This is a genomic window from Sphingorhabdus contaminans, from assembly GCF_007280415.1.
Lineage (GTDB): Bacteria > Pseudomonadota > Alphaproteobacteria > Sphingomonadales > Sphingomonadaceae > Sphingorhabdus_B > Sphingorhabdus_B contaminans.
On record NZ_VKKU01000001.1, the window covers coordinates 1,557,326 to 1,579,876 of the forward strand.

The 22,551-nt window shown below is 58.3% G+C and carries 22 protein-coding genes and 1 riboswitch; of the genes, 13 read left to right on the plus strand and 9 right to left on the minus strand.

Annotated features, from left to right (window positions below):
• Window positions 1–126: 126 nt before the first annotated feature.
• The 3 genes from FOM92_RS07515 to FOM92_RS07525 are packed head-to-tail and all read right to left on the minus strand — an operon-like array spanning window position 127 to window position 3,246.
• Window positions 127–1,761, minus strand: a complete 1,635-nt coding sequence (locus FOM92_RS07515; RefSeq protein WP_143776122.1) for a tetratricopeptide repeat-containing sulfotransferase family protein — start codon at window positions 1,759–1,761, stop codon at window positions 127–129.
• Window positions 1,758–2,321 carry a nucleotidyltransferase family protein gene (locus FOM92_RS07520; RefSeq protein ID WP_170226812.1) on the minus strand — a complete coding sequence of 188 codons (564 nt, stop codon included), beginning with the start codon at window positions 2,319–2,321 and terminating at the stop codon, window positions 1,758–1,760. Before FOM92_RS07520 ends, FOM92_RS07515 begins: the two co-directional genes overlap by 4 nt.
• Entirely contained in the window at window positions 2,308–3,246 is a 939-nt protein-coding gene (locus FOM92_RS07525) for an XdhC family protein (RefSeq protein ID WP_143776124.1), read from the minus strand. The genes FOM92_RS07520 and FOM92_RS07525 overlap by 14 nt, the downstream gene beginning before the upstream one ends.
• Window positions 3,247–3,316: 70 nt before the next feature.
• On the opposite strand from FOM92_RS07525, the gene FOM92_RS07530 reads away from it, so the two are divergent.
• From FOM92_RS07530 to FOM92_RS07540, 3 genes are read left to right on the plus strand one after another with little or no spacing between them, the layout of a single operon-like run.
• On the plus strand, window positions 3,317–3,799 hold the full coding sequence (locus FOM92_RS07530) for a (2Fe-2S)-binding protein (RefSeq protein WP_143776125.1): 483 nt from the start codon (window positions 3,317–3,319) through the stop codon (window positions 3,797–3,799).
• Window positions 3,796–6,042: a xanthine dehydrogenase family protein molybdopterin-binding subunit gene (locus FOM92_RS07535; RefSeq protein ID WP_143776126.1), complete on the plus strand. Its 2,247-nt coding sequence runs from the start codon at window positions 3,796–3,798 to the stop codon at window positions 6,040–6,042. The genes FOM92_RS07530 and FOM92_RS07535 overlap by 4 nt, the downstream gene beginning before the upstream one ends.
• Entirely contained in the window at window positions 6,039–6,641 is a 603-nt protein-coding gene (locus FOM92_RS07540) for a GNAT family N-acetyltransferase (RefSeq protein WP_143776127.1), read from the plus strand. Before FOM92_RS07535 ends, FOM92_RS07540 begins: the two co-directional genes overlap by 4 nt.
• 23 nt (window positions 6,642–6,664) lie before the next feature.
• Here the strand turns inward: FOM92_RS07540 and FOM92_RS07545 are convergent, their stop codons facing one another.
• The gene (locus tag FOM92_RS07545) at window positions 6,665–7,228 is read right to left on the minus strand and encodes a DUF1993 domain-containing protein (RefSeq protein WP_143776128.1); all 564 of its coding nucleotides are present in this window, start codon (window positions 7,226–7,228) and stop codon (window positions 6,665–6,667) included.
• A 64-nt stretch (window positions 7,229–7,292) separates the two neighbouring features.
• Window positions 7,293–7,474, plus strand: a riboswitch (cobalamin riboswitch).
• Window positions 7,475–7,558: 84 nt separating this feature from the next.
• Here FOM92_RS07545 and FOM92_RS07550 point away from each other — a divergent pair.
• From FOM92_RS07550 to FOM92_RS07570, 5 genes are read left to right on the plus strand one after another with little or no spacing between them, the layout of a single operon-like run.
• Window positions 7,559–9,397, plus strand: coding sequence for a TonB-dependent receptor plug domain-containing protein (locus FOM92_RS07550; RefSeq protein WP_143776129.1), 1,839 nt, complete (start codon window positions 7,559–7,561; stop codon window positions 9,395–9,397).
• Complete coding sequence (locus FOM92_RS07555; RefSeq protein ID WP_143776130.1) at window positions 9,397–10,224, plus strand: ABC transporter substrate-binding protein; 828 nt, start codon at window positions 9,397–9,399, stop codon at window positions 10,222–10,224. Before FOM92_RS07550 ends, FOM92_RS07555 begins: the two co-directional genes overlap by 1 nt.
• Complete coding sequence (locus tag FOM92_RS07560; RefSeq protein ID WP_281285576.1) at window positions 10,221–11,186, plus strand: FecCD family ABC transporter permease; 966 nt, start codon at window positions 10,221–10,223, stop codon at window positions 11,184–11,186. Before FOM92_RS07555 ends, FOM92_RS07560 begins: the two co-directional genes overlap by 4 nt.
• Window positions 11,183–11,959: an ABC transporter ATP-binding protein gene (locus FOM92_RS07565; RefSeq protein WP_143776131.1), complete on the plus strand. Its 777-nt coding sequence runs from the start codon at window positions 11,183–11,185 to the stop codon at window positions 11,957–11,959. Before FOM92_RS07560 ends, FOM92_RS07565 begins: the two co-directional genes overlap by 4 nt.
• Window positions 11,956–13,113 (plus strand): alkaline phosphatase D family protein, encoded by a 1,158-nt coding sequence (locus tag FOM92_RS07570; RefSeq protein ID WP_143776132.1) that lies wholly within the window; start codon window positions 11,956–11,958, stop codon window positions 13,111–13,113. The genes FOM92_RS07565 and FOM92_RS07570 overlap by 4 nt, the downstream gene beginning before the upstream one ends.
• A gap of 45 nt (window positions 13,114–13,158) precedes the next feature.
• Here the strand turns inward: FOM92_RS07570 and FOM92_RS07575 are convergent, their stop codons facing one another.
• The 4 genes from FOM92_RS07575 to FOM92_RS07590 form a co-directional block, all read right to left on the minus strand.
• Window positions 13,159–14,724: a PH domain-containing protein gene (locus FOM92_RS07575; RefSeq protein WP_143776133.1), complete on the minus strand. Its 1,566-nt coding sequence runs from the start codon at window positions 14,722–14,724 to the stop codon at window positions 13,159–13,161.
• Complete coding sequence (locus tag FOM92_RS07580; protein WP_143776134.1) at window positions 14,721–15,194, minus strand: PH domain-containing protein; 474 nt, start codon at window positions 15,192–15,194, stop codon at window positions 14,721–14,723. Before FOM92_RS07580 ends, FOM92_RS07575 begins: the two co-directional genes overlap by 4 nt.
• 70 nt (window positions 15,195–15,264) lie before the next feature.
• Window positions 15,265–16,263: an NAD(P)H-dependent flavin oxidoreductase gene (locus FOM92_RS07585; protein ID WP_143776135.1), complete on the minus strand. Its 999-nt coding sequence runs from the start codon at window positions 16,261–16,263 to the stop codon at window positions 15,265–15,267.
• Between the two features lie 50 nt (window positions 16,264–16,313).
• Complete coding sequence (locus FOM92_RS07590) at window positions 16,314–17,570, minus strand: aspartate kinase (RefSeq protein ID WP_143776136.1); 1,257 nt, start codon at window positions 17,568–17,570, stop codon at window positions 16,314–16,316.
• 54 nt (window positions 17,571–17,624) lie between these two features.
• Here FOM92_RS07590 and ubiG point away from each other — a divergent pair, with 54 nt between their 5' ends.
• Complete coding sequence (ubiG, locus tag FOM92_RS07595) at window positions 17,625–18,359, plus strand: bifunctional 2-polyprenyl-6-hydroxyphenol methylase/3-demethylubiquinol 3-O-methyltransferase UbiG (protein WP_143776137.1); 735 nt, start codon at window positions 17,625–17,627, stop codon at window positions 18,357–18,359.
• 33 nt (window positions 18,360–18,392) lie between these two features.
• Here the strand turns inward: ubiG and FOM92_RS07600 are convergent, their stop codons facing one another.
• Window positions 18,393–19,880 (minus strand): replicative DNA helicase, encoded by a 1,488-nt coding sequence (locus tag FOM92_RS07600; protein WP_143776138.1) that lies wholly within the window; start codon window positions 19,878–19,880, stop codon window positions 18,393–18,395.
• Window positions 19,881–20,028: 148 nt separating this feature from the next.
• Between FOM92_RS07600 and FOM92_RS07605 the strand changes: the two genes are divergently transcribed.
• From FOM92_RS07605 to dcd, 4 genes are all read left to right on the plus strand, one after another.
• Window positions 20,029–20,511 (plus strand): UPF0262 family protein, encoded by a 483-nt coding sequence (locus FOM92_RS07605; RefSeq protein WP_143776139.1) that lies wholly within the window; start codon window positions 20,029–20,031, stop codon window positions 20,509–20,511.
• A 345-nt stretch (window positions 20,512–20,856) separates the two neighbouring features.
• Window positions 20,857–21,543, plus strand: coding sequence for a GH25 family lysozyme (locus FOM92_RS07610; protein ID WP_143776140.1), 687 nt, complete (start codon window positions 20,857–20,859; stop codon window positions 21,541–21,543).
• On the plus strand, window positions 21,540–21,962 hold the full coding sequence (locus tag FOM92_RS07615) for a cytidine deaminase (protein ID WP_143776141.1): 423 nt from the start codon (window positions 21,540–21,542) through the stop codon (window positions 21,960–21,962). Before FOM92_RS07610 ends, FOM92_RS07615 begins: the two co-directional genes overlap by 4 nt.
• A gap of 9 nt (window positions 21,963–21,971) precedes the next feature.
• On the plus strand, window positions 21,972–22,526 hold the full coding sequence (gene dcd, locus FOM92_RS07620; protein ID WP_143776142.1) for a dCTP deaminase: 555 nt from the start codon (window positions 21,972–21,974) through the stop codon (window positions 22,524–22,526).
• The last annotated feature ends 25 nt before the right edge of the window (window positions 22,527–22,551 follow it).

Here is a 22,551-nt window from a genome sequence, read left to right on the forward strand (position 1 = left end):
TAAAGCGACCCTCCCTTATTACACTCTTGTGAATAGACACCCATTCCTTGCCGCAGCGCAATATATATTCGGTTAACGCCATTTTTTGGCACTATTTTGCAATCGTGTGTTGCAATGCCGCAACTATCAGAGGGCGGGATATCTTATCCAAGTAGACCCGAGCGCGGCCTTCAAGGGATCGAGATGGTGCTCATAAGGCTTCCATTGATCGACGCCATCCCGGTTGATAGGTCGCCGCACCTGCTCGCTCGAGGCGGTACGGACAGCGCGGGTGTTCGCATGAAAGTTCAGGCAATCCTCCTCAAACGGCACGCCGAGAAAGGCAAGCAACCGCCGGATTTCACCTTCGGGGTCTTCCAATAGCTGTTCGTGAATGACCCGGTGGACATAGCCCGGCAGCACCGCATCGAAATGGGCCATGGCGCGCACATAGTCGGAATAATAGCGGCCCATATGCGCCAGATCATAGCTGAACGCCTGCCCCTTGGCGAAATGCTGGCGGAAGTTGGAGAAGCAACAATCGAGCGGATGGCGCCGCGCATCGATAATCTTCGCCTTGGGTAAAATCAGCCGGATGAAGCCGAGATAGGCCCAGTTGTTCGGCAGCTTGTCGATGAAGAAGGGCTTTGCCGTCTTGCGCTGTATCCGCGTCCGCTCGACATATTCGGCGCCCAGGGCTGCAAGCCTTTCGGGCTCCATCTCCGCCACGGCAGAAAGCCATGCGGCGCCCTCTTCCTTGCCGTTGTCCGATTCCAACGCGCGCGCTTCCCGCATGGCCATGGCGGGTATGTCGGGCAGTTCCATCGTGCCTTCGATCTGCGAATGGCTCGATAGAATTTGCTCGATCAGGGTCGATCCCGCACGCGGCATTCCGATAATGAAAATGGGATCCGCCGCATCATTTCCTGCCCCTTCCCGAAGTCCAAGAAATTCGGGCGTCATTGTCCCGATCACATGGTCCACCTGCGCCGTGGTTGTCTGGGGGTCATAATGCAACTCGGCACTGCGCAGCGCATTGCCCGCGGCATAGTGGGCAAAAGCATCTTCATGTGCGGCGCGGTCTTCGCAAGCCTTCCCCATTGCAAAGTGCAGATGGAAACGGTCTTCATCCGAAAGGCCATCGGATGACAGAGCGGCCTGCATGGCGGCCAAATCCGCATCGGAAAAACGCACGGTTTTCAGATTGGCAAGGCTCCACCATACCTCGCCTAAAGTCGGTTCCACCGCAAGCGCGCGGTGATAGGCCGCAATGGAGGAATCCTGCTCCCCCACGGTTTTCAGCATATGACCATAGCTCATCCACAATTTGGCATGGTCGGGGAAGCGTGCGATCAAATCCTTGTAAAGCCCGATGGCCTCGGCATAGCCGCCAATACGTCCAAGCGCAGCGGCCTTCAGATTTTGCTGCGCAGGATTGTCGCCCTCTTCCGCAAGCACGGCATCCAGTTGCTCCAGCGCTTCGGGAAAGCGGTTTTGCTTGTACAAGATCGTGGCGAGATTTGCCCGCGCCGCGCCGAAGGAGGGCGCAAGTTCAAGCGCGCGCCGCAACAAAGCTTCGCTGTCCTTCAACCGGCCGATCCGCGCCGCAAGTTCCGCCATCATCCGTATGGCCGCCACATCGGTCGGTACATCGCGCAGGCGGCCACGCAACAAAGGCTCTGCATCGTGAAGACGGTCTTCTGACAGGGCAAGCGCAGCCTCGATCAGCTGCGGATTACGCAAGGCGGCGTCTATCGATTGGCGTGCAGTATCAACGGTCATGCGCTTTCGGGTCTAACCAAATCATCCGGCACGTCAATGTCGCGCAACTCGGTGGCGGACGCGTCCATCTTTTCCGCCCCATGCAACAACGAACGCCCACCGGCATCGCCCTTCATGTTCAGAAGCTCAGCCCAATAGCCGCGTGGGAAAAGAACCGGCGGCATTGCATGCTGCCCGTTGTAAGACGCGGTAAGAGCCGAGCCTGCAGAAACTCTGCGGAGCAGCGCTTCGGTGACAAAGGGCATGTCGGCCAGAGTCACCAACACGGCCCTCGCCTCCGTTTGCTCCGCGGCTTTGATCGCCAGATGCAGTGAGTGCGCCTGCCCTTTTTGCGGATTGGCATTGTCGATAACGGTAAAGCCATATTCGCGATAAGGCTGCGCCAAGAGGGATCCCACGCTACAAACCGCAAGACGCCAGCCGAATTCAAGGGTGCTGACGGTGCGTGCAATGTGCAGTCCCACAGGCAAGTTATTCAGCGGCACCGTAAGCTTATCTGAGCCAAAGCGCGTGCCAAGCCCTGCGGCCAGCACGATGACGGCGATGTCAGCGCAATCCATCGTTGAACGCCCGCACCATTCCCCCTGCAATTGACAGGGCAATTTCGGGCGCACTGATCGCATTGATTGCCACCCCTGCAGGCCCCTCGATCCGTGCAAGCTGGTCAGGAGACGCCCCCATCCCTGCCAAACGCTCTTTCCGTTTCATTTGCGAGGATTTGGAACCAAGTGCAGCGATATAGGCAGCAGGCGTTTGCAAGGCAGCAAGCAGCGCCGGATCATCAATTTTGGGATCATGACTCAATGTCACAACCGCCGTGCGCGCATCGGGCGCCAAGGCGCGGATTGCGTCGTCCGGCCAGCGGTCATCCAACTGCGTGTCCGGAAACCGTTCCGCCGTCAGGAAACGGGCGCGCGGATCGATCAGGACGACATCGACGCCCATGGCCCGTGCAATGCTGGCCAGGGTCGAAGCGATTTCGACTGCGCCGACAATGATAAGCCGGCGGGGCGGTAAATAGCTGTTAATGAACAATCCCGCCGCGTCACCCTGCACGACGGCGCTGGAACCATTGTCCAGATTGGTACCGATGTGCAGCACCTCGCCAGCCGCTTGTGCGTCGATGATCGCGCCAAACAGCGAACCGGGAAAAAATTCCGGAGACACATTTTGAACGAGCACGACTATGTCGCCACCACAAGGCAAGCCGACCTCCCATGCTGCACCATCGGCAACACCGTAACGGCGCAAGGCAAATCCGTTGTCGGCAATGACCTGACGGGCCGTTTCAAGGACGTCACCTTCGACGCAACCGCCGGACACCGAACCTGTAAAACGCCCATCGGCATGGACCAGCATGTGGGTACCAACCGGACAAGGCGCGGATTTCCATGTTTCCACAACCGTCGCGAGCGCCATTGGCGCACCGCGCCACGACTGCACGCATGCCAAAATACGGTGATGGTCTGCAGCGCCTGATTTCATGGGGATGGGCCTAGCAAAGGGTTTAACAGGTTGCTATATGAAACGTATCAGAGGGCGGGAGCTTCATAAAATGACCATATCGACGACCGTAAACGGCAAGACCGTGACATTGAATGCGGAGCCCGACTCCCCGCTTCTTTGGGCCATTCGCGAGGAACTTGGACTGACCGGCACCAAATTTGGCTGCGGTATCGCGGCGTGCGGCGCCTGCACCGTTCACGTCAATGGAGAGCCTGCGCGGTCGTGCAGCCTTCCGGTGAGCGAAGTCGCCGGTAAGTCGATTACAACCATCGAAGGTATAAAGGGTGCGGACGGTACATTGCATGCCGTGCAAAAAGCCTGGATCGCCGCACAAGTTCCCCAATGCGGATATTGCCAGTCAGGCCAGATCATGGCCGCTGTCGCGTTGATCCAAAAGACCGGCAAACCGACCGATGACCAGATTGACGAGGCGATGACCAACATCTGCCGCTGCGGCACATATCCGCGCATCCGAAAGGCAATCCACGCCGCCACTGGCCAGGCTGCCACCGCCGTAGAAGGAGCTGCATGATGGCCGATAATCCAACCCTGGAAATGGAACAGCCCGCCCCTGCGAAGCGCAAGGGCGTGAAACGCCGCGCCTTTCTGATTGGCGGCGTTGCAATTGTTGGTGCCGGTCTGTTCGGTATTTCGATTGCCGACAGCAACGCAGTCAAATCGGCCGCAAAGCTGACAGCCGGTAAGGGCGAGCACAGTTTTGCAACTTGGCTGAAAATTGCCGAAGACAATGTCATTACCATCTATTCCCCGCACACCGACATCGGTCAGGGTTCGAACACCGGACTTGCGCAAATGCTGGCGGAAGAACTGGATGCAAATTGGGATCTGGTGAAACTGGTGTCTGCGCCCGCCGAATCCGCCTTTGCCAATACTGGTCTAGGCCGTGGCTTTCTGGGTGAAATGTCCGGGCAACCGGGGATTATCAACGGCATCCCGCAATCATTCCTGTCATTCCTGGCACGGCAAATGAATTTGCAGATTACGGGCGGTTCGACTGCGCTGCGTTTTACAGGACAGGTCACTTTCCAGAAAGTTGGCGCAGCGACGCGCCTCGCTTTGATTGAAACAGCGGCCAAAAGGCTTGGCGTTCCGGCATCGGAACTGACGACGCAAGACAGCCATGTCATTCATGCCAAATCCAGCCGCTCACTGCCTTATGGCAAGCTGGCGGCAGAGGCAGCCACACTTTCACTGGATAATGATCCGAAGCTTAAAGATCCCAAAAACTACCGTTTGATGCGCCAGTCGATTCCGCGACTGGACATTCCCGCCAAGGTCGACGGGACCGCGCAATATGGGATGGACTTCGCCGTTCCGGACATGCGGGTTGCCACCATCATGGCTGCTCCGGTTCGCGGCGGCAAACTGACATCCGTGGACGAAGGCCCTGCCCTTGCTGTCAAAGGCGTTGAAAAGGTTATCAAGCTGGATGACGCGGTTGCCGTTGTGGCCAAGGGCTATTGGGCCGCAATTACCGGTCTGCGCGCCATGACACCGCAATTTAGCGACGGCGGCAATGGCGGATTTTCCACGGCCTCGATTTTCAAGGCTTATGACGATTTGATTGCCAAGGGCGAACCGGCCGGTGAAGCTGGCGAAGGTGATGTCAAGGCCGCGCTAGGGGCAAAGCCAGTCGAAGCAAAATATCAGGTGCCGTTCCTGCACCACGCGATGATGGAGCCCTTTGCGCTGACTGCCCATTTCAAAGATGGAAAGCTGGACATCTGGGGCGGTATGCAGGACCCGCTTGCGTCGAAAATGATGGCCGTCGATGTTTCCGGTCTGGACAGCGACAAGGTTACATTCCACCCGATGCTGATCGGTGGCAGCTTTGGCCGCCGTTTACCCATGTATATGGAAGTGGTGAGCCAGGTTACCAAATTGGCGATGCAATTGCCCTATCCGGTCAAATTGATCTGGAGCCGCGAAGAAGAGATCGCGCAAGGGGCGTACCGTCCGCAAAGTGCGGCATTGTTGAAAGCCAATGTTACGGCGGATAAGCGGATTGCCGCCTATTCCAATGATTATGCCCAAACCGAAAGTGCGGAAGCCGAAACGACTTTCATCTATAATCTTCCCGTCGTCGCGCGGCGGAATTATGAACATAAATCCAACCAGATTACAGGGGCATGGCGTTCGGTAAACTCGACGCAGCAGGGCTTTTACAATGAAAGCTTCATGGACGAATTGGCCCATGCCGCTGGTGTGGACCCTGTCGAATTCCGGCGAAACCATTTGAAGGCGGACTCCCGGCATCTGCGCGTTCTGGACGAATGTGCGCGTCTGGCTAACTGGAAGGCGCCTCTGCCGGAGGGCGTTGGCCGAGGGATCGCCATTGTCGAAAGTTTCAAAACTATTGTGGCGCACGTGATCGAAGCCTCCGTCAAGGAAGACGGCATGCCAAAGGTACACAAGATTACGACGGTCGTGGACGCAGGCAGTATCGTCAATCCCGATGCTGCCAAGGCGCAGATCGAAGGCGGAACGATCATGGGCCTTTCGTCGGCAATTGGCGAAGCTATCACGCTGGAAAAAGGCGCAGTGCAGCAGAGCAATTTTTCCGATTACCCATTGCTGAAACTCGCCGATACGCCGTTGGTGCACGACATCCATTTCATCAACAGCGGGGCTTATATGGGTGGTATTGGTGAACCTGGCGTGCCACCGGCAGCCCCGGCGCTTGCGAACGCCCTGTTCGCCGCGACTGGAAAACGTGTCCGTAATCTGCCCATTTTGACGCAGGCAAAGGCTTGAGTAGCAGCAGGGCACGACTTCTCGCTCCGACAGACAATCTGGAAATTGCGGAGACGCTGGCGCGCGCATTCCAGACGGAAACGGGGTGGAGCTATGTTATCCCGGACCCGAAGCTGCGTGCCGAGCGGCTTGCGGGCGCATTTCACCTGTTCCTGCGCGACGAACACCGGAAAGGTGCAGTCTACGGAACCGACGGCATTGAGGCAGTTACGCTTTGGCGTGGCCCGGGACAGGCGCATGACAGCCTGTGGGATCGCGCGCGTTTGATCGTGCCCTTTATCCAGCGGCTGCGTTTCTCTATTTTCCGCGGGCTCGAGGTTGCTGACCTCATTGAAAAGCATCTGCCCAAGGAACCGGTCTGGTATCTCCATTATGCCGGTTGTGACCCGGCGCATCAGGGCAAGGGGTTTGGCGGCGCGGCGATACGGGCCGGTCTTGAACGTGCGGATGAAGATGGCCTTCCCGCCTATCTCGAAACCGCCGACGAACATAATGTGCCGCTTTACCAAAGCTTCGGTTTTCAGGTGAAGCATATGTGGCAAGTGCCCGAAGGCCCGCAATTCTGGGGCATGCAGAGGCCGGGCAAGACCCGTCATTAGTCCAAAGGCGACTAGTTACGCGACTAGCCGCCGGGCATCGTTCCGGGACGAATGAACGGAAACATGTGCGGAATGTAATCGGCCTTACCGAGTGCAACGCCTTCGCTGCGTAAAATCGCATAAGCTGTCATGAGGTGAAAATAGAATTGCGGCAAAGCCCAGTCGCGGGCATATTGTTCTGCGGTTAGGTCGAAAATCATGCCATTGGGGATTTCATGCGCAATCGGCCGGGATTCATCCCCTTCGAGGGCATCGGGTGCCAATGTGCGGAGTAACGTGAGGCATTCCTCGATACGCATTTGCGCGGTGGCGATTGTGCCGGGCTTGTCCGCCGCATTTCGGCCTTCGTTCACCAGTTCTTCAAATGAAGCCGGAAACGCCCTGCCCTGAAGGCGGTAGACGGCTTCTTGCACCTGCAAACATGTGAAACGGATTTGGGTAGATAGCGGAAACATATCCGGCGCGAGACGTGCCAATAGCATAGCCTCCGCTTTATCCGGCATCTGCGTTTCGGCCTTTGCGAGCCAGTCACTCAATGTCTTCAGCATGTGGCTGTAAGTGGGAACAAGAAGGTTGGTCAAAGTCATGGCGAATAGCTCCTGGGGGTGCCGGCGTTTACGCGGCATTGCATTAGGGACGTAATCGACATAATAGCTTCTCCACGCAACAGGTCTTTGTGAAAGCAAGGATAATAGGGAAGCCGGCGGAAATCCGGCGCTGTTCCCGCAACTGTAACCGGCGAGTTTTGCCCCATATGCCACTGGGAAACTGGGAAGGCGGGGTATGAATTTTGACCCGGAAGCCAGGAGACCTGCCTGTTTGCGGTCTGTCCTTTGTGCTTGCGGGACACTGGCGCAATCGGGGTTTTCCTCCGCGTGACGACATTGGTTTGGACGTCATGCGAAGGAGAATAGTTCATGACATTACTAAAATATTCGGCAGCAGCGCTGGTGCTGTTGCCTGTACCGGCCTTTGCCGACGACGACATCGTCGTCACGGCAAGCGGTTTTGAGCAGCCCCGATCCGAGACCGGGCAGGCTATTTCGGTTCTGGATGAAGAACGGCTCGAGGAACTGCAGTCCGTCAGCATCAGCGACGCACTCCGCACTCTGCCCGGGATCGCTGTTGCGACGCGCGGTCCGGTGGGGAGCCAGAGCAGTGTGTTCATCCGCGGCGGCAACAGCTCGCAGACCTTGGTGCTGATTGACGGGGTGCGCATCAACGATCCCTCCAGCCCCAATGCCGCATTCGACTTCGGCGCGTTGCTGACCGGCAATATCGGACGGGTAGAGGTGCTGCGGGGTCCGAATTCCATCATCTGGGGCAGTCAGGCCATTGGCGGGGTCATCAATGTGCAGAGCCTTGCGCCAACCGAAGATCTGGTGGCACGCACCGGGGTGGAATATGGCTATGCCGACAGCGTTCGTGCTTCGGCCAATCTGTCGGGAACCAGCGGCAGTGTCGAGGGCAGCTTTGGCGGGGCGTTCTACCGCACCGACGGGATTTCCGCGCTGGCCGGCGGTACCGAGAAGGACGGATATGATAACTGGTCGGCCAATGGCCGGTTGAAGGTCAATCTGACCGCGAATGTCGCGCTGGATTTCCGGGGATATTACAACCGCGGGACGATCGAATATGACTCGCCCTTCGGTGCCGGAGCAAATGCCCTGCCCGTGTCGCGCAACCGGCAGTTTGTGGGCTATGTGGGCGCGCAGTTCGATCTCGCCGATGGGCGCCTGCGCAACCGTATTTCGTACGCCCGCACCGACATCACCCGCATCGGCACCGATCCTGTGGTGTTCAGCTTCAATAACTTCGACGTAAAGGGAACGATCGACCGGTTTGAATATCATGGGTCCTTCGACATCGCCGACGCTGCAACACTTGTCTTTGGCGCGGAGCATGAGAGGACATTTGCCAGCACATCCTTCGAAGGTGCCCCTGCCGACCGCGCCCGCAACCGGGTGAGCAGCGGCTTTGGCCAGGTTATCCTCCGCCCTGTCAAGGGCCTGACCCTGACAGGCGGCATCCGGCATGACGACTATAGCGATTATGGCGGCCAGACGACCTTGGGCGCAAATGTCGCCTACACCCCCAATGATGGCAAAACCATAGTACGCGCAACCTATGGCGAAGGCTTCCGCGCACCAACCTTGTCCGAAGGCCAGCCGCCCTTTGGCAATCCAGATCTGAAGCCCGAGACCGCGCGCAATTTCGATATCGGCGCCGAACACCGGTTCCTGGACGGAAAGGCGCAGCTATATGTCACCTATTTCAATCGCAAGAGCACCGATCTGATCGCTTTTTCTTTCACGACATTCCAGTCGGAGAATATCGATAGGGTCAGGAGCGAAGGGGTTGAACTGGGCTTCGCAGTGCAGCCGACCGACAGGTTGAACCTGCAGGCAAATTACACCCTGACCAATGCAATCAACCGCTCGGCAGGCGCAAATTTCGGCAACCGTCTTGCGCTGCGCCCCCAACATCTGGGCAGCTTCACCGCCGACTGGCAAACGCCCTGGCGGCTGAAAGTAGGCGCGACCCTGTTGCTCGCCGGGGACAGTTTCGACAATGCGTCCAACACGGTCCGCCTCGACGGCTATGCCCTCGCCCATCTGCGCGCAGCATTTCCGGTCAGCGACCGGTTCGAACTATATGGCCGGGTCGAAAATGTCTTCGATACCGATTATGTGCAGGTGGCCGGCTATAACAGCTACCGCCGCAACGCGCATGTCGGCGTTCGGGCGACATTCTGATGAAACGGGTCTGGCCCCTTCTTCTGCTGCTTGGCGGATGCAGCGGCCAACCCGGCATCGCGCCGGGCGGTATCGTTTCCAACAATCCGTGCATTGATGCCATCCTCGCCGAAATCGCCGCCCCCGGGCAGGTCGCAGCGGTCAGCGTCTATTCGCATGACGCCGACAGCGCCTCGGCCCCGCTTGCCTGGGCGCGGCAATATCCCGCACTTGGTACCGGCGCTGAAGATATACTTGCCGCAAAACCCCGGCTGGTGCTGACCGGCAATCTTGCCTCGACCGGAACCAATGCAGCGCTGGCCAAGGCGGGTATCAAGGTCGTGGCGGTCGGCGTCGCGGCGACGCTGGACGAAGACGTTGCCCAAGTCCGGCAAATTGCCAAAGCGATTGGCAGGGTCGAAGCTGGAGAGGCTTTGGTCGCGCGCATGCTGGAATCACAAGGCAGCGCACAAAATCAGGTTCCACAAGGCGAGGCACCCTCGGCGATCATCTGGCAAAATGGAGGTTTCGTTGCGGGCACGGGAACCTTGCAGGACGAACTTCTGCGCCGGCACGGGTTCCGCAACGCCAGCGCCAGCTTTGGCCTTCAATCCTGGGGCGTGCTGCCGCTGGAAAGCCTGATCCGCAACCCGCCGCAGTTTATCTTCATGCCTGTAGCGCCTGAGGGCAATGCAGACCGGGAACTTGCATCGCGCCAGAAATTGCTGAAACATCTGGGGAGCAAAACCCGGATCGTGCCGTTTCGCGACCAGCTTCTCTTTTGTGGGGGACCGACCGTTATCAAGGTTGCTCGGATTTTCGAAACAGCGCGAAGGACCGCCCGGTGACCGCGCGCTCGATAACACCTTTGTTGCTGCTTCTGACAATCGGGGCGTTCCTGCTGTCCCTGATGGCGGGTAAGGTCTGGATATGGCCGACGGCTTGGTTTCACAATGCCCCGGACGGCTGGATTTTCCTTGAACTCCGCCTGCCCCGCGCTCTGCTTGGCCTGTCCATTGGTGCCGTGCTCGGCCTGTCCGGCGCGGTTCTGCAGGGCTATTTGCGCAACCCCCTCGCCGATCCGACCGTACTTGGTGTGTCGTCCAGTGCAGCTTTGGGCGGCGTGACGGCCATATTCCTCGGCCTCAATATGCTGCCTCTTGGCCTTTTCAGTTGCGCCATGCTGGGTGCGGGTGTGAGCATCCTGCTGCTGCTGACGCTCGCGCGCGGCGGCGGGCCATTGGGGTTCATCCTTGGCGGTATGGTACTCTCCACACTGGCAGGATCGCTCACCGCCTTTCTCATCAGCATTGCCCCCAACCCCTTTGCGGCCAGCGAAATCATCAACTGGTTGATGGGTGCCCTGACGGACAGGCTGATAGAAGATGTCATCAAAGCTCTCCCACTGATGGCAATTGGCGCAGCGCTTTTGCTGACAACGGGACGGGCGCTTGATGCCCTGACGCTCGGCGAAGACGGGGCCCGCAGCATTGGCGTCAATCTGGACCAGTTGCGCTGGATAATTGTGGTCGGCGTTGGATTGTCGGTCGGGGCATCCGTTGCCGTATCGGGCGTGGTTGGTTTTGTAGGGCTGATCGTGCCACATCTGATCCGTGGCATGGTGGGTGAACAGCCGTCGTCCATATTGCTCCCGTCCGCACTGGGCGGTGCCATCCTGACCCTCGTCGCGGACAGCATGGTGCGCCTTACGCCAGGGCCAACAGAAATAAGGCTGGGCATTGCCATGGCCGTGCTGGGCGCCCCGTTCTTCTTCATGCTGTTATGGAAGCAAAGAGGACGCGCGGCATGATCCTGCAATGTGATAATCTGTGTTTCACCCATGACATACATCCGGCGCTGGAGGATGTTTCGGCCCGCCTTCATCCCGGAAAATTCAGCGTCATTCTCGGCCCGAACGGCGCGGGAAAATCGACATTGCTCAATTGTCTGGCAGGCTTGCTGCGGCCACGCTCCGGCTCCGTATTTCTGGACAGCGATGCGATCCTCGCATTGCCCGACGGCCAACGAGCCAAAATGCTCGGGCTCCTTCCTCAAGGCGCGCAAACTCATTGGGCCATCACGGTTCGCGCGCTTGTCGCGCTGGGCCGATATCCTCACCGCATAGGTCTCGGACTTTCGGCTGACGATCAACGTGCCATAGACGCAGCCATGAATGCCACAGATACCACTGGCTTTGCCGATCGTCTGGTCACCGAGCTTTCGGGCGGCGAACGTGCGCGGGTGTTAATGGCGCGCGTCCTCGCGGGTGAACCGCAATGGATTTTGGCCGACGAACCGCTCGCCAATCTCGATCCCGGCCACCAGATTGATATGCTCCACCTGCTGCGCGATCAGGCGCGTGAGGGTAAAGGTGTTGTCACGGTTTTGCATGACCTGCACCATGCGGTGCGCTTTGCCGACCATGTCCTGTTGCTGCACCAGGGCAAGGTCTTTGCCGAGGGTCCGGTTGCCGACGTCTTGACGTCATCCAATCTCGCCACCGTTTACGGCATTGACGCGAAGCTGTTCTCGGACGAGGAAGGGGCAATCCAGCTTTTGATAAAAGGTAAGACTGCACCATGAAACGCGCACTCCCCCTTGCCCTATTGCTGCTTTCGGGCTGTGCCGCCAATGTCGGCGGGCCGACCGCATCGGCACCTGCGGCACCGCAGAGCGCGCAGGAGGCGCTGCGTCCCTATTATGCCGGTTTGGCGACAAAGCTTCCCAAAGCGCCTGCCAATCCCGTGCTGGCCCCGGACGACGTCATCACCCGTTTTGCCTTTGGTTCCTGCGTCAATGAAAATCGGGACATGAAATTCTGGGACGTCATTGCGGCGCAAAAGCCGCAGGCATTTCTGCTGATTGGCGACAATGTCTATGGCGATACCCGCCCGACCAATGGCGCGGACATTCCGACATTGACCGCAAGCTACCGCAAACTCAGCAGCCGTGTGGAATTTGACCGTTTCCGTCGCACCATTCCCATGATGACGACATGGGATGACCATGATTATGGCGCGAATGACGCAGGCGGCGCCTTTGCCTTCAAGGAATGGGCCGAAAAGGTCTACGAGACCTATTGGAGCAGCAGCGACGAAGTGAAGGCACGACCGGGCGTCTATGACAGCAAAATTGTCGGCCCGGCAGGCAAGCGCGTGCAATTTATCATATTGGACTCGCGCTTTTTCCGGTCCGATCTTGCCGTCATGCCCTATCGCGATCCCGCCCCATCGCTCGGCTGGTATATTCCGAACATGGACCCCAAGGCGTCCATACTGGGCAGCGCGCAGTGGGACTGGTTGGCGCAGGAGTTATCCAAGCCTGCGGAATTGCGTTTCATCATTTCATCAACGCAGGTGATTACGGACGCCCATAATTTCGAGGGCTGGACCAATTTCCCCAAAGAACGTGACCGTCTTTATGCGCTGTTAGCGGACAAAAAGGTCAATAACGCTATCTTCCTGACGGGTGACCGCCATTCCGGCGCATTCTACAAGACACAGGTGCCCGGCCTTTCGAAGCCGCTATGGGATTTTACGTCCAGTTCGCTGAACTTCGCCTTTGGCAGGGGCAACAGCGGTGAACGGGAGCCCGATCCCCGCCGGACCGGTGGTCTTTGGTCTATTCCGAATTTCGGCCAGATCGATATCGACTGGAGCAGTAAGACCGTAAAGATGACACTCCGCAAGGATGATGGCAGCGTTATCGAAGAACAGGTCGTTCAGGCCATCAACTGAACGGCCCGTCGCTCTTACGACAGCCGCTGGAGTGATGGATTTTCGTCAGGCGATTTTGGGTGCGCGGGTCTCTCCGGCCACCACGGAATAATCGACCGCCGCCACCTGTTCCATAACCGCATCGCGAATGGCCCGCGCTGTTTCCAACGGCAACGCGATCATTTCCAGCGACCCGCCCGAAATACCGAAATTGACAGAGGCCAGACCTTGGCGGCGGGCAATCGGGCCCTGATAGATTTCCACCGTCTGCACCTTCACCTGCGGCGCGATTGAGAGACGTTGCCGCCACCAGCCCTCGCGCACATAAATCTGCTTTTCATCGATCATGTCGCCATAGCAGCGCCATTCCAGCCACCAGAAGAATCCGATTATAACCGGCACGAACAACATCAATCCCGCCTGCCGGAATGGCGCCCCTGCAAAAAACATGGTTGCCCAGACCCCGACGATAAAAGCGGGGATCAAGCCGACATAGCGGATCAGCCACCATTTTGCCTTCCCCTGCCGGAACCGCACGGCAGCGTCCGGCTCCCGGATCAGGGCGGCGTGGGCAATGGGCCAGATTTCCCCAAGCGTTGCAAATGGCGCAGCGACGAAATTGGTTTCTTCCTTGCTGTCTTGTGCAAGGCTTACAAATTTCAGGCTATGCCAGCCACGGCGTTTGCGGATCGGTCCCGTCTGAACAACGGCCGCCTGTACGCGGTGTGCCGGCATAACAGCATCGGTCAGGGTCAACAGGCCACGGCGACGGCGGAATCCTTTGGCCGTGCGTTCCAGCCGGAATCCATAATCCCGAAGCATTGTGCGGATGATACCCGTTGCAAAGCCGACTAATACCAGTGCTCCAAGCGCGACAACAGCCAAGATGATCTGCGCCGTCCAGCCAATCCCGTTCAGATTTTCAACGGTAACCCCGCGCTCTTCCGCCATGCCGATCCAGTGCCGGAAATCCCAGATTTCAAAGGGCAGCAGAAAATCAAACTGCTGCGCCAGGCCGCCCAGGACCGCAAAGATCACGAGCGAGAAAGAATAAAGCCCGAATATGAAAACCCGCTTTCCGTCCATTGCGAAAATGGGTGGCATGTCGGCATCGGGGACCGGTGCATCGGCATGGCTGATAACCGCCTGCCCGCTCTTGTGCGCCTTGACCAATTCGCGCAGGCGGTTGGCTTCTTCTACACTGACAAAACTCAGCTTCGCATCATCGCCGTCGCCACCGCCGGTTTCGAACTTCACTTCACCCAACCCGAGCAGACGGGCCAGTGGCTTTTGTTCAATGCTGACATCCTGAATACGCTCAAACGGGATGGAGCGCGCATTGCGGCTGATTATCCCGCTTTCGATGCGGATATCATGTTCGCCGATATGATAATGGAACCGCATCCATGCGAGCCAACGGAACAGGAGACTGAACAGCAGGATCGCACTGACCGCGGCGATGGAAATCAGTGGATTGTCGGTTCCTCTTGTGCCGAAAAAGGCGGCAAAGATCGGGAAGATGAGCTGCGGCAAACCGGTGACGAAGCCAACGAAAAGCCCCGAAATATGGAGCTTTGTTCCTTCACTCCCGGTTACATCGCCGTTCGTCTCTCGGGGGTCGGAATCGGTCAAATCATGTCTGCCCGTATTGCGGCACGAATGGCTTCGCGCATGGCCAGGGCGTCGGCATGGAGCAAGCCCGGCAAGGTCACGGTGCTGTTATGGTTGCCCGCCGTATGCACGGTCAGGGTCGCGAGATCATAGCGCCGGTCAATCGGTCCCTGCTCGACATCGATATGCTGGATTCGGCCAAACGGCACCACGGTGTCGCGAAAGAACATATATCCGCGCACAATCCGCAGCCGGTCGCTCCCCATATCATAGCCCCAATGGCGGTATTTCCGTTTCGGAACGACAAAGGCCATGAACAGATACAGCAGGAACACCGGCACGAAAATGCTGCCGGGCGGCAATAACTGGGCAATTTCTAACACGCCTGCGCCGATCAGGAACGGCAGATAGCCCAAGGCCGATGCGATCCGCGTTGTTGTGACATAGGCGGGATGAAGCGGCGTTACGTCCGGGTGGGATTCGGTGGTCATAGCGCCGATATGCGCAGACTGTGTTGCATTGGCAAGACGGTTTCGCGCCTGCCCAAAAGCAGACGGGGACTTAGCGGGCCAGTGCCGCGTCAGCCTCGGCGACCAGCTTGGCGATAATGTCGACCACGGGCCGTTCGACATGGACCATGCCGACGGACTGCCCTGCCATTACAGAACCATATTCGACGTCCCCGTCGATCACCGCACGGCGGAGGGCGCCTGCCCAATATTGTTCGATCTCAAGCTGCGCCGCCTCCATATCGATCTCACCGGCGTCGAGTTTTGCCGCCACTTCGATCTGTTTGCGCGTGAATTCTTCGGTGCCCTTGTTCTTCAGGGCGCGAACCGGAATCACAGGCAGGCGCGGGTCGATCTGCACGCTCGCCACCGCGTCACGGGCATTGGCGCGCAGGAAGGCGGCCTTGAAATTGGGATGGGCGATGCTTTCATGGGCACAGACAAAGCGAGTGCCGAGCTGCACGCCTGCCGCGCCCATTTCGAGATAGCTTGCAATCAAGCCGCCCCGCGCAATGCCGCCGGCGACAAAGATGGGCAGTTGATCACCCAGTTCGGGCAGGATTTCCTGCGCCAGCACGGACGTTGCGACCGGCCCGATATGGCCGCCTGCCTCGCTGCCCTCGATAATCAGCGCGTCGACACCCGACCGCGCGAATTTCTTGGCGAGCGTAAGCGCGGGGGCAAAACACATCACCTTTGCGCCCGATTCCTTGATCGCCTCGATACTGCCTTTGGGCGGAAGACCGCCGGCAAGGACGACGTGGCTCACCGCATGTTTGGCGCATACCGCAATCAGGTCCATGATCTGCGGGTGCATGGTGATAAGGTTCACGCCAAAGGTTCTGGACGTCAGAGCCTTTGTCGCGGCGATTTCGGCATCGAGCAATTCGGGCGTCATCGCCCCGCAGGCAATCACGCCGAAGCCGCCGGCGTTGGATATGGCGGACACCAGATTGCGTTCGCTCACCCACGACATGGCGCCACACATGATCGCCACCTCGCATCCCAGAAACTCTGTACCGCGCTGCATGAGGTGGGCAAGTTTGGTCATGGTATCTCCGTCATCCTCCCGCACAAATGGCGGAGGCATGGGTGAAGTAATTATTCCGCATCCAGCCCATAGGCCGTGTGCAAGACACGCACGGCGAGCTCGGTTTCGTCCTCGTCAATCAGGACCGAGACCTTGATTTCCGATGTCGAGATCGCCTGGATGTTGATCTTGCGATCGGCGAGGCTGCTGAACATGGTGGAGGCGACACCGGCGTGGCTTTTCATGCCGACGCCGACGACTGAGATCTTCGCGACCTTGGTGTCCGGGATCAGGCGGTTGTAGCCGATTGCGTCGCGCTGGTTTTCCAATATGTCGGTGCAGCGGGCAAGGTCAGCCTGCGGGCAGGTGAAGGTCACGTCGGTCTCGCCCTTGTCGCGGCCGACATTCTGGATGATCATGTCGACGTTGATATTCGCATCGGCCAGCGGCGCGAAGATATGCGCCACGGCACCCGGACGGTCGGGGACGCGGGTCAGGGTGATTTTCGCCTCATTCTTGTCGGCGGCGATGCCGGTGATCAGCTGGCGTTCCACTTGGGCATTCTCCAATTCTTCGTCGGTCACGATCATCGTGCCGGGGATGCTGTCTGCGTCGGGGGCGTTTTCGTCGATGAAAGAAGACAGCACCTGCACGCGCACCCCTTCTTTCATCGCAAGACCAACCGAACGGGTTTGCAAAACCTTCGACCCGACCGAGGCCAGTTCGAGCATTTCTTCATAGGTCACCGCCTTCAGCTTGCGCGCGCGGGCGACGATACGGGGGTCGGTAGTGTAGACGCCGTCGACATCGGTATAAATATCGCAACGGTCCGCCTTGATCGCCGCGGCAACGGCAACCGCCGATGTATCCGACCCGCCGCGACCCAGCGTAGTGACGCGGTTGTCGTCGGTCAGCCCCTGAAAGCCCGGAATGACCGCAATGGAGCCCGAGGCCATGGACGCAAGCAATTCGTCGGTGTCGATCGAACCGATCCGCGCCTTGGCATGCGCATCGTCGGTGTGGATCGGCATCTGCCAGCCGAGCCAGCTGCGCGCGTTACAGCCCAGCGCCTGCAATGTGATCGCCAGCAGGCCGGAGGTAATCTGCTCCCCTGCCGCAACCACAACATCATATTCCGCCGGATCGTATAACGCGTTCGCTTCACGGCAGAAATTGACCAGACGATCGGTGTCGCCAGCCATGGCCGACACAACCACAGCGACCTCGTCCCCGCGCTCTGCCTGCCGCTTGACCAATTGCGCAACACGGCGGATACGTTCGGTTCCGGCCATAGACGTGCCGCCAAATTTCATTACAATGCGCGCCATGAAAACCTTACAAAGTCGCTATATTACAATCGGGCGCCCTGATAGGGACAGGATATGACAAAGGCAAGCACCGCAACGACAATAAACGCCGCCGAAGCCGCACATTTTGGCGCACTGGCCGCCGACTGGTGGGACCCGAAGGGCAGTTCGGCGATGCTGCACAAGCTGAACCCAGTTCGGCTGGGCTTTATCCGCGACGCCCTGGATACCCATTTTGGCGGCGATGGAAAGACACGGACGCCACTGGCGGGCAAGAGCGCGCTGGATGTCGGCTGCGGCGCGGGGCTGTTATGTGAACCGCTGGCCCGCATGGGTGCGGCCGTCACCGGTGTCGACGCGGCACCGGAAAATGTCGCGGCGGCCAAGGCCCATGCCGCACTATCCGGCCTTAACATCGACTATCGCGCCGGTGAAATTGCGGAACAGGGTCTCGGCACATTTGACGTCGTTACGTCGATGGAAGTGATCGAACATGTCACCGACCCCGCCGCCTTTCTCGCTGAACTCGCACGCCATCTGAAACCGGACGGCTTGCTTCTGATGTCGACCCCCAATCGCACGGCGGCATCGCGCCTGTTTCTGGTCGAGGCTGCCGAACGGCTGGGCCAGGTCCCGCGCGGAACACATGACTGGGATCAATTCCTCACGCCCGAAGAACTGACCACGCTGCTGCACGACGCCGGACTGGAGGTTGTGGAAATGCGCGGGATCGCCTTTTCTCCGCTGAGCGGCCTGCATCTTAGCAATAACAAGGCGCTCAACTATATTCTGTCGGCGCGGTTCGCTTAACTCCCTCTCCCGTTGGAAGAGGGGTAATTCTTATTAATCATAGCCCGCATCGGCATATTGGTCGTCGGCAAGATCGCTAAATCGCGTGATATTCGCCTCAAATTTCATACGCACACGTCCGGTCGAACCATGCCGCTGTTTGGCGACAATCAGTTCGGCAATTCCAAAAATCCGCTCCATCTTTTCGCGCCACGCCTCATGCGCGGCTTCGTTGGCGGGGTCAGGTTGCTTGGCCTTTTCGTAATAATCCTCGCGGAATACGAACCACACCATATCGGCGTCCTGTTCGATCGAACCCGATTCACGCAAGTCGGACAGTTGCGGGCGCTTGTCGTCGCGCTGCTCCACCGCACGGCTAAGCTGCGACAGCGCGATAACCGGCACGCCGAGTTCCTTTGCGAGCGTCTTTAAACCACGGCTGATTTCCGAAATTTCGTTGACGCGGTTGTCGTTGGCGCGGCTCGACCCCTGCAAAAGCTGGAGATAGTCGACGATGATAAGGCCAATGCCATGCCGGCGCTGCAACCGGCGCGCACGCGTCCGCAACGCCGCAATGGTCAGCGCGGGTGTATCGTCGATAAAGAGGGGCAGTTCCTGCAATTCCCGGCTCGCGCGGGACAATTCGCGGAAATCCTCGCGTGAGATTTTACCCATACGCAGCAATTCGGAACTGATGCCCGATTGTTCCGCCAATATACGTGTTGCAAGCTGGTCGGCAGACATTTCGAGGCTGAAAAAGGCGACCTTGGCCCCTGCCCCCTTGGCCTCTTCGATGCCGTCTTCGCGTTCGCGGATCCAGCGGCGCGCGGCGTTGAAGGCAATGTTGGTCGCAAGCGAGGTCTTGCCCATGCCAGGGCGTCCGGCGAGGATCACAAGGTCACTATTGTGCAGGCCGCCGCATTTGGCGTTGATGCTGTCGAGGCCGGTGGTCACGCCCGAAAGATGCCCGCCGGACTGTAAAGCCTTTTCCACATTTTTAATGGCTTCGGTCGACGCGGCCAGAAAGCTCTTCATCGAGCCTGTTTCGCCTTCGCCCTCGGCAACCTTGTAGAGTGCGCTTTCCGCCGCTTCGATCTGGCCTTTGGGATCGACGCTTTCACTCGTATCCAGCGCGTTGTCGACCAATGTGCGGCCAACGGTCACCAGTTCGCGCAACAGCGCGAGATCGTAAATCTGCTGCGCAAAATCACGCGCACCGATCAGACCGGCGCCATCCGCCGTCAATTTGACCAGATAGCCGGGTCCACCCAGTTCCTTCATCGCCTCGTCAGCTTCGAAAAAGGGCTTCAGCGTTACAGGCGTGACCAGCATATTTCGGTCAATCAGGCGCAAAATCTGGTCATAAATCCGGCCGTGCAACGGTTCGAAGAAATGGCCGGGTTGCAACTTGATCGACACGTCTTCGATGATGCGGTTGTCGATCAGAATCGCGCCCAGAAATGCAGCCTCCGCTTCGATATTACGGGGCAAGCGTTGGGGTTCAGCTTCGTTAACAGCAGCAAGTCTAATCGGTTCGGCCATGACGCCCTATCCTTTAGCATGAACGACGGCGCAAGCCCTCCAAAAAATAGAATCGGGGACAGGGCTGTGGACAAATATGTTATCGCGCAATCATCCTCACCAAAGAGGATTCACTTGCCCCAAAATTATCTCAAGCTAACACAGCAACATGAGCGACGCGCGCATCATCAAGGTCGAGTTGGACGAAGCCACCATTCTCCGGCGCAATGCCGATATCGAGCAGGAACGTCGCGTCGCGATCTTCGACCTGATCGAGGATAATGTCTTCAAACCGCTGCGCGATTTTGGCGACGGCTATGCCGGTCCCTATCAATTGCATCTGAGTGTCGAGGAAGGACGATTGATCTGGGATATCCGCCGCGAAGACGGAAGCCCGTTCGAAATACTGATCCTCGGTCTCGGTCGGTTCCGGCGTGTGGTGAAAGACTATTTCGCTATTTGCGACAGCTATTACCAGGCCATCCGCAAAGCGAGTGCCGCCGAAATCGAGACCATCGATATGGCGCGACGGGGCATCCACAATGAAGCCGCCGAAATTTTGATGGAACGATTGGAAGGCAAAGTCGAAGTCGACTTTGCAACAGCCCGCCGGCTGTTCACCCTGATTTGCGTGCTGCATATCAAGGGGTGAAATCGGCCGTTTTGTTATCGCCGCCTTCACTGCACCAACACCGTCACCCTGAACTTGTTTCAGGGTCCATCATGAAGCACTCCCCGTCGGGTGCTGTTTAAAGCAACCGTGCGGCGTTGGTTGGTTTGCCACAAGATTGAAGGAATGCACGGACAGATGGACCCTGAAACAAGTTCAGGGTGACAGGAACTCTTAGCCAGATTGAGCGAGACTCTAACGAAGATAGAAATGCGTAAACGACCGTAAAAGCATCCTCCTTGCGCTACGTCTTTCCAATCACCCCTCGACTCCGCGCATGGTCGGCGGCATTGCAAGACGTGATTCGGGAAAGGGAAATTCAAACGCATGTCTGGTGCTAGGAGCCGCTCTATTCGATGGGGGTCGATCGTGGCGGTGGTGCTTTTGGCAGCCCTCGGCCTTTGGCATCTCGTCACCGGATGGACGCCTTCACGCGACGAATATCCGGTGCAGGGAATCGTCGTCACCGCCGCCAATGGCAAACCTGTTTGGTCACGCCTCGGCGCAACAGGTGTCGATTTTGCCTATCTGACGGCGGTCGAAGGTGCGCAAACCCGCGACAACCAGTTTGAAGCCAATCTGGAAGGGGTGAAACAGGCGGGCATCCGCTATGGCGCGCTCCACCATTTCGATATTTGTCGCCTCGCATCGGACCAGGCGATGCTGTTCATCACATCGGTTCCGCGTGATCCCGCCGCCTTGCCACCTGCCGTCCAACTCGACTTTACCGAAAACTGCACCAGCCGTCCCAACCGCGCGCTGATCCTTTCGGAACTCGCAACATTTCTGAATTTGATCGAGGCACATAGCGGTTCGCCCGCGATCCTGTTACTGACACCCGAATTCGAAAAGGAGTATCAGGTGAGCAGCGCAATTGACCGCACGGTATGGCTGGAAAGAAACTGGATGCTACCCGATTATTCGGCACGTCCTTGGGTCATGTGGACAGCAAATTCGGCACGCCGTGTCGATGGCATCGATGGACCCGTCCGCTGGGCCGTGGTGCGTAAATGAGCCAGGATCTCGTAAATGCGGCGATCGCGGCGTCGGCCAATGCCTATGCGCCCTATTCCAACTTCCACGTCGGCGCAGCCCTGTTACTCGACGACGGGCAGATTGTCAGCGGCGCCAATTTTGAAAATGCCAGCTATGGCATGACCCTGTGCGCCGAAACGGTCGCTATTGCGAAAGCGAACAGCGACGGCACCTTGCGGAAAATCGTCGCCATCGCCGTTGCGGGCGGTCCGGCCGGACAGGTTGCCGCCAATGATGAGGCCATTACACCGTGCGGACGATGCCGTCAGATCATCAAAGAGGTTGCAGACCTGACCGAGCGCGATATTCCTGTCCATTGCGCGCACGCAAACGGTTACGATACCTATCTTCTGTCCGAATTGTTGCCGCATGGGTTCGGACCGGCCAATCTGAAATAGAGGGAATATATGTCCATTCTTTCCGACATCTGGATACGCGAACAGGCCAAGGCCAATGGCATGATTGAGCCGTTTGTCGAGGCGCAGCGCCGCGACGGATGCATCAGTTACGGATTGTCATCCTATGGTTATGATGCGCGTGTTGCCGATGAATTCAAGATTTTCACCAATGTTGATAGCTCGATTGTCGACCCAAAGGAATTTGATCCGAAAAGCTTCGTCGACCGCAAGACCGATGTGTGCATCATTCCTCCCAACAGCTTTGCCCTTGCCCGCACAGTCGAATATTTCCGCGTCCCGCGCGATGTACTGGTCATCTGTCTGGGCAAGAGCACCTATGCCCGGTGCGGCATCATCGTGAACGTCACGCCGCTGGAACCCGGCTGGGAAGGTCATGTAACGCTGGAATTTTCCAACACGACACCGTTGCCCGCCAAAATCTACGCCAATGAAGGTGCATGCCAGTTCCTTTTCCTGAAGGGCGAACAGCCATGCGAGACAAGCTATGCCGACCGCGCTGGCAAATATATGGGCCAACGCGGCGTCACCTTGCCCAAATTATAAAAGTCCGGCGCAGCCTGGCTGCCTG

Excerpts from the sequence above, each read along its gene's own strand:
- FOM92_RS07610 (WP_143776140.1), top strand. The coding sequence starts at position 20,857 with ATGTCTGGTGCTAGGAGCCGCTCTATTCGATGGGGGTCGATCGTGGCG.
- FOM92_RS07550 (WP_143776129.1), top strand. The coding sequence starts at position 7,559 with ATGACATTACTAAAATATTCGGCAGCAGCGCTGGTGCTGTTGCCTGTA.
- FOM92_RS07565 (WP_143776131.1), top strand. The coding sequence starts at position 11,183 with ATGATCCTGCAATGTGATAATCTGTGTTTCACCCATGACATACATCCG.
- FOM92_RS07535 (WP_143776126.1), top strand. The coding sequence starts at position 3,796 with ATGATGGCCGATAATCCAACCCTGGAAATGGAACAGCCCGCCCCTGCG.
- FOM92_RS07605 (WP_143776139.1), top strand. The coding sequence starts at position 20,029 with ATGAGCGACGCGCGCATCATCAAGGTCGAGTTGGACGAAGCCACCATT.
- FOM92_RS07530 (WP_143776125.1), top strand. The coding sequence starts at position 3,317 with ATGACCATATCGACGACCGTAAACGGCAAGACCGTGACATTGAATGCG.
- FOM92_RS07580 (WP_143776134.1), bottom strand. The coding sequence starts at position 15,194 with ATGACCACCGAATCCCACCCGGACGTAACGCCGCTTCATCCCGCCTAT.
- FOM92_RS07615 (WP_143776141.1), top strand. The coding sequence starts at position 21,540 with ATGAGCCAGGATCTCGTAAATGCGGCGATCGCGGCGTCGGCCAATGCC.
- FOM92_RS07520 (WP_170226812.1), bottom strand. The coding sequence starts at position 2,321 with ATGGATTGCGCTGACATCGCCGTCATCGTGCTGGCCGCAGGGCTTGGC.
- FOM92_RS07600 (WP_143776138.1), bottom strand. The coding sequence starts at position 19,880 with ATGGCCGAACCGATTAGACTTGCTGCTGTTAACGAAGCTGAACCCCAA.
- FOM92_RS07585 (WP_143776135.1), bottom strand. The coding sequence starts at position 16,263 with ATGACCAAACTTGCCCACCTCATGCAGCGCGGTACAGAGTTTCTGGGA.
- FOM92_RS07545 (WP_143776128.1), bottom strand. The coding sequence starts at position 7,228 with ATGACTTTGACCAACCTTCTTGTTCCCACTTACAGCCACATGCTGAAG.
- dcd (WP_143776142.1), top strand. The coding sequence starts at position 21,972 with ATGTCCATTCTTTCCGACATCTGGATACGCGAACAGGCCAAGGCCAAT.
- ubiG (WP_143776137.1), top strand. The coding sequence starts at position 17,625 with ATGACAAAGGCAAGCACCGCAACGACAATAAACGCCGCCGAAGCCGCA.
- FOM92_RS07590 (WP_143776136.1), bottom strand. The coding sequence starts at position 17,570 with ATGGCGCGCATTGTAATGAAATTTGGCGGCACGTCTATGGCCGGAACC.
- FOM92_RS07515 (WP_143776122.1), bottom strand. The coding sequence starts at position 1,761 with ATGACCGTTGATACTGCACGCCAATCGATAGACGCCGCCTTGCGTAAT.
- FOM92_RS07525 (WP_143776124.1), bottom strand. The coding sequence starts at position 3,246 with ATGAAATCAGGCGCTGCAGACCATCACCGTATTTTGGCATGCGTGCAG.
- FOM92_RS07570 (WP_143776132.1), top strand. The coding sequence starts at position 11,956 with ATGAAACGCGCACTCCCCCTTGCCCTATTGCTGCTTTCGGGCTGTGCC.
- FOM92_RS07555 (WP_143776130.1), top strand. The coding sequence starts at position 9,397 with ATGAAACGGGTCTGGCCCCTTCTTCTGCTGCTTGGCGGATGCAGCGGC.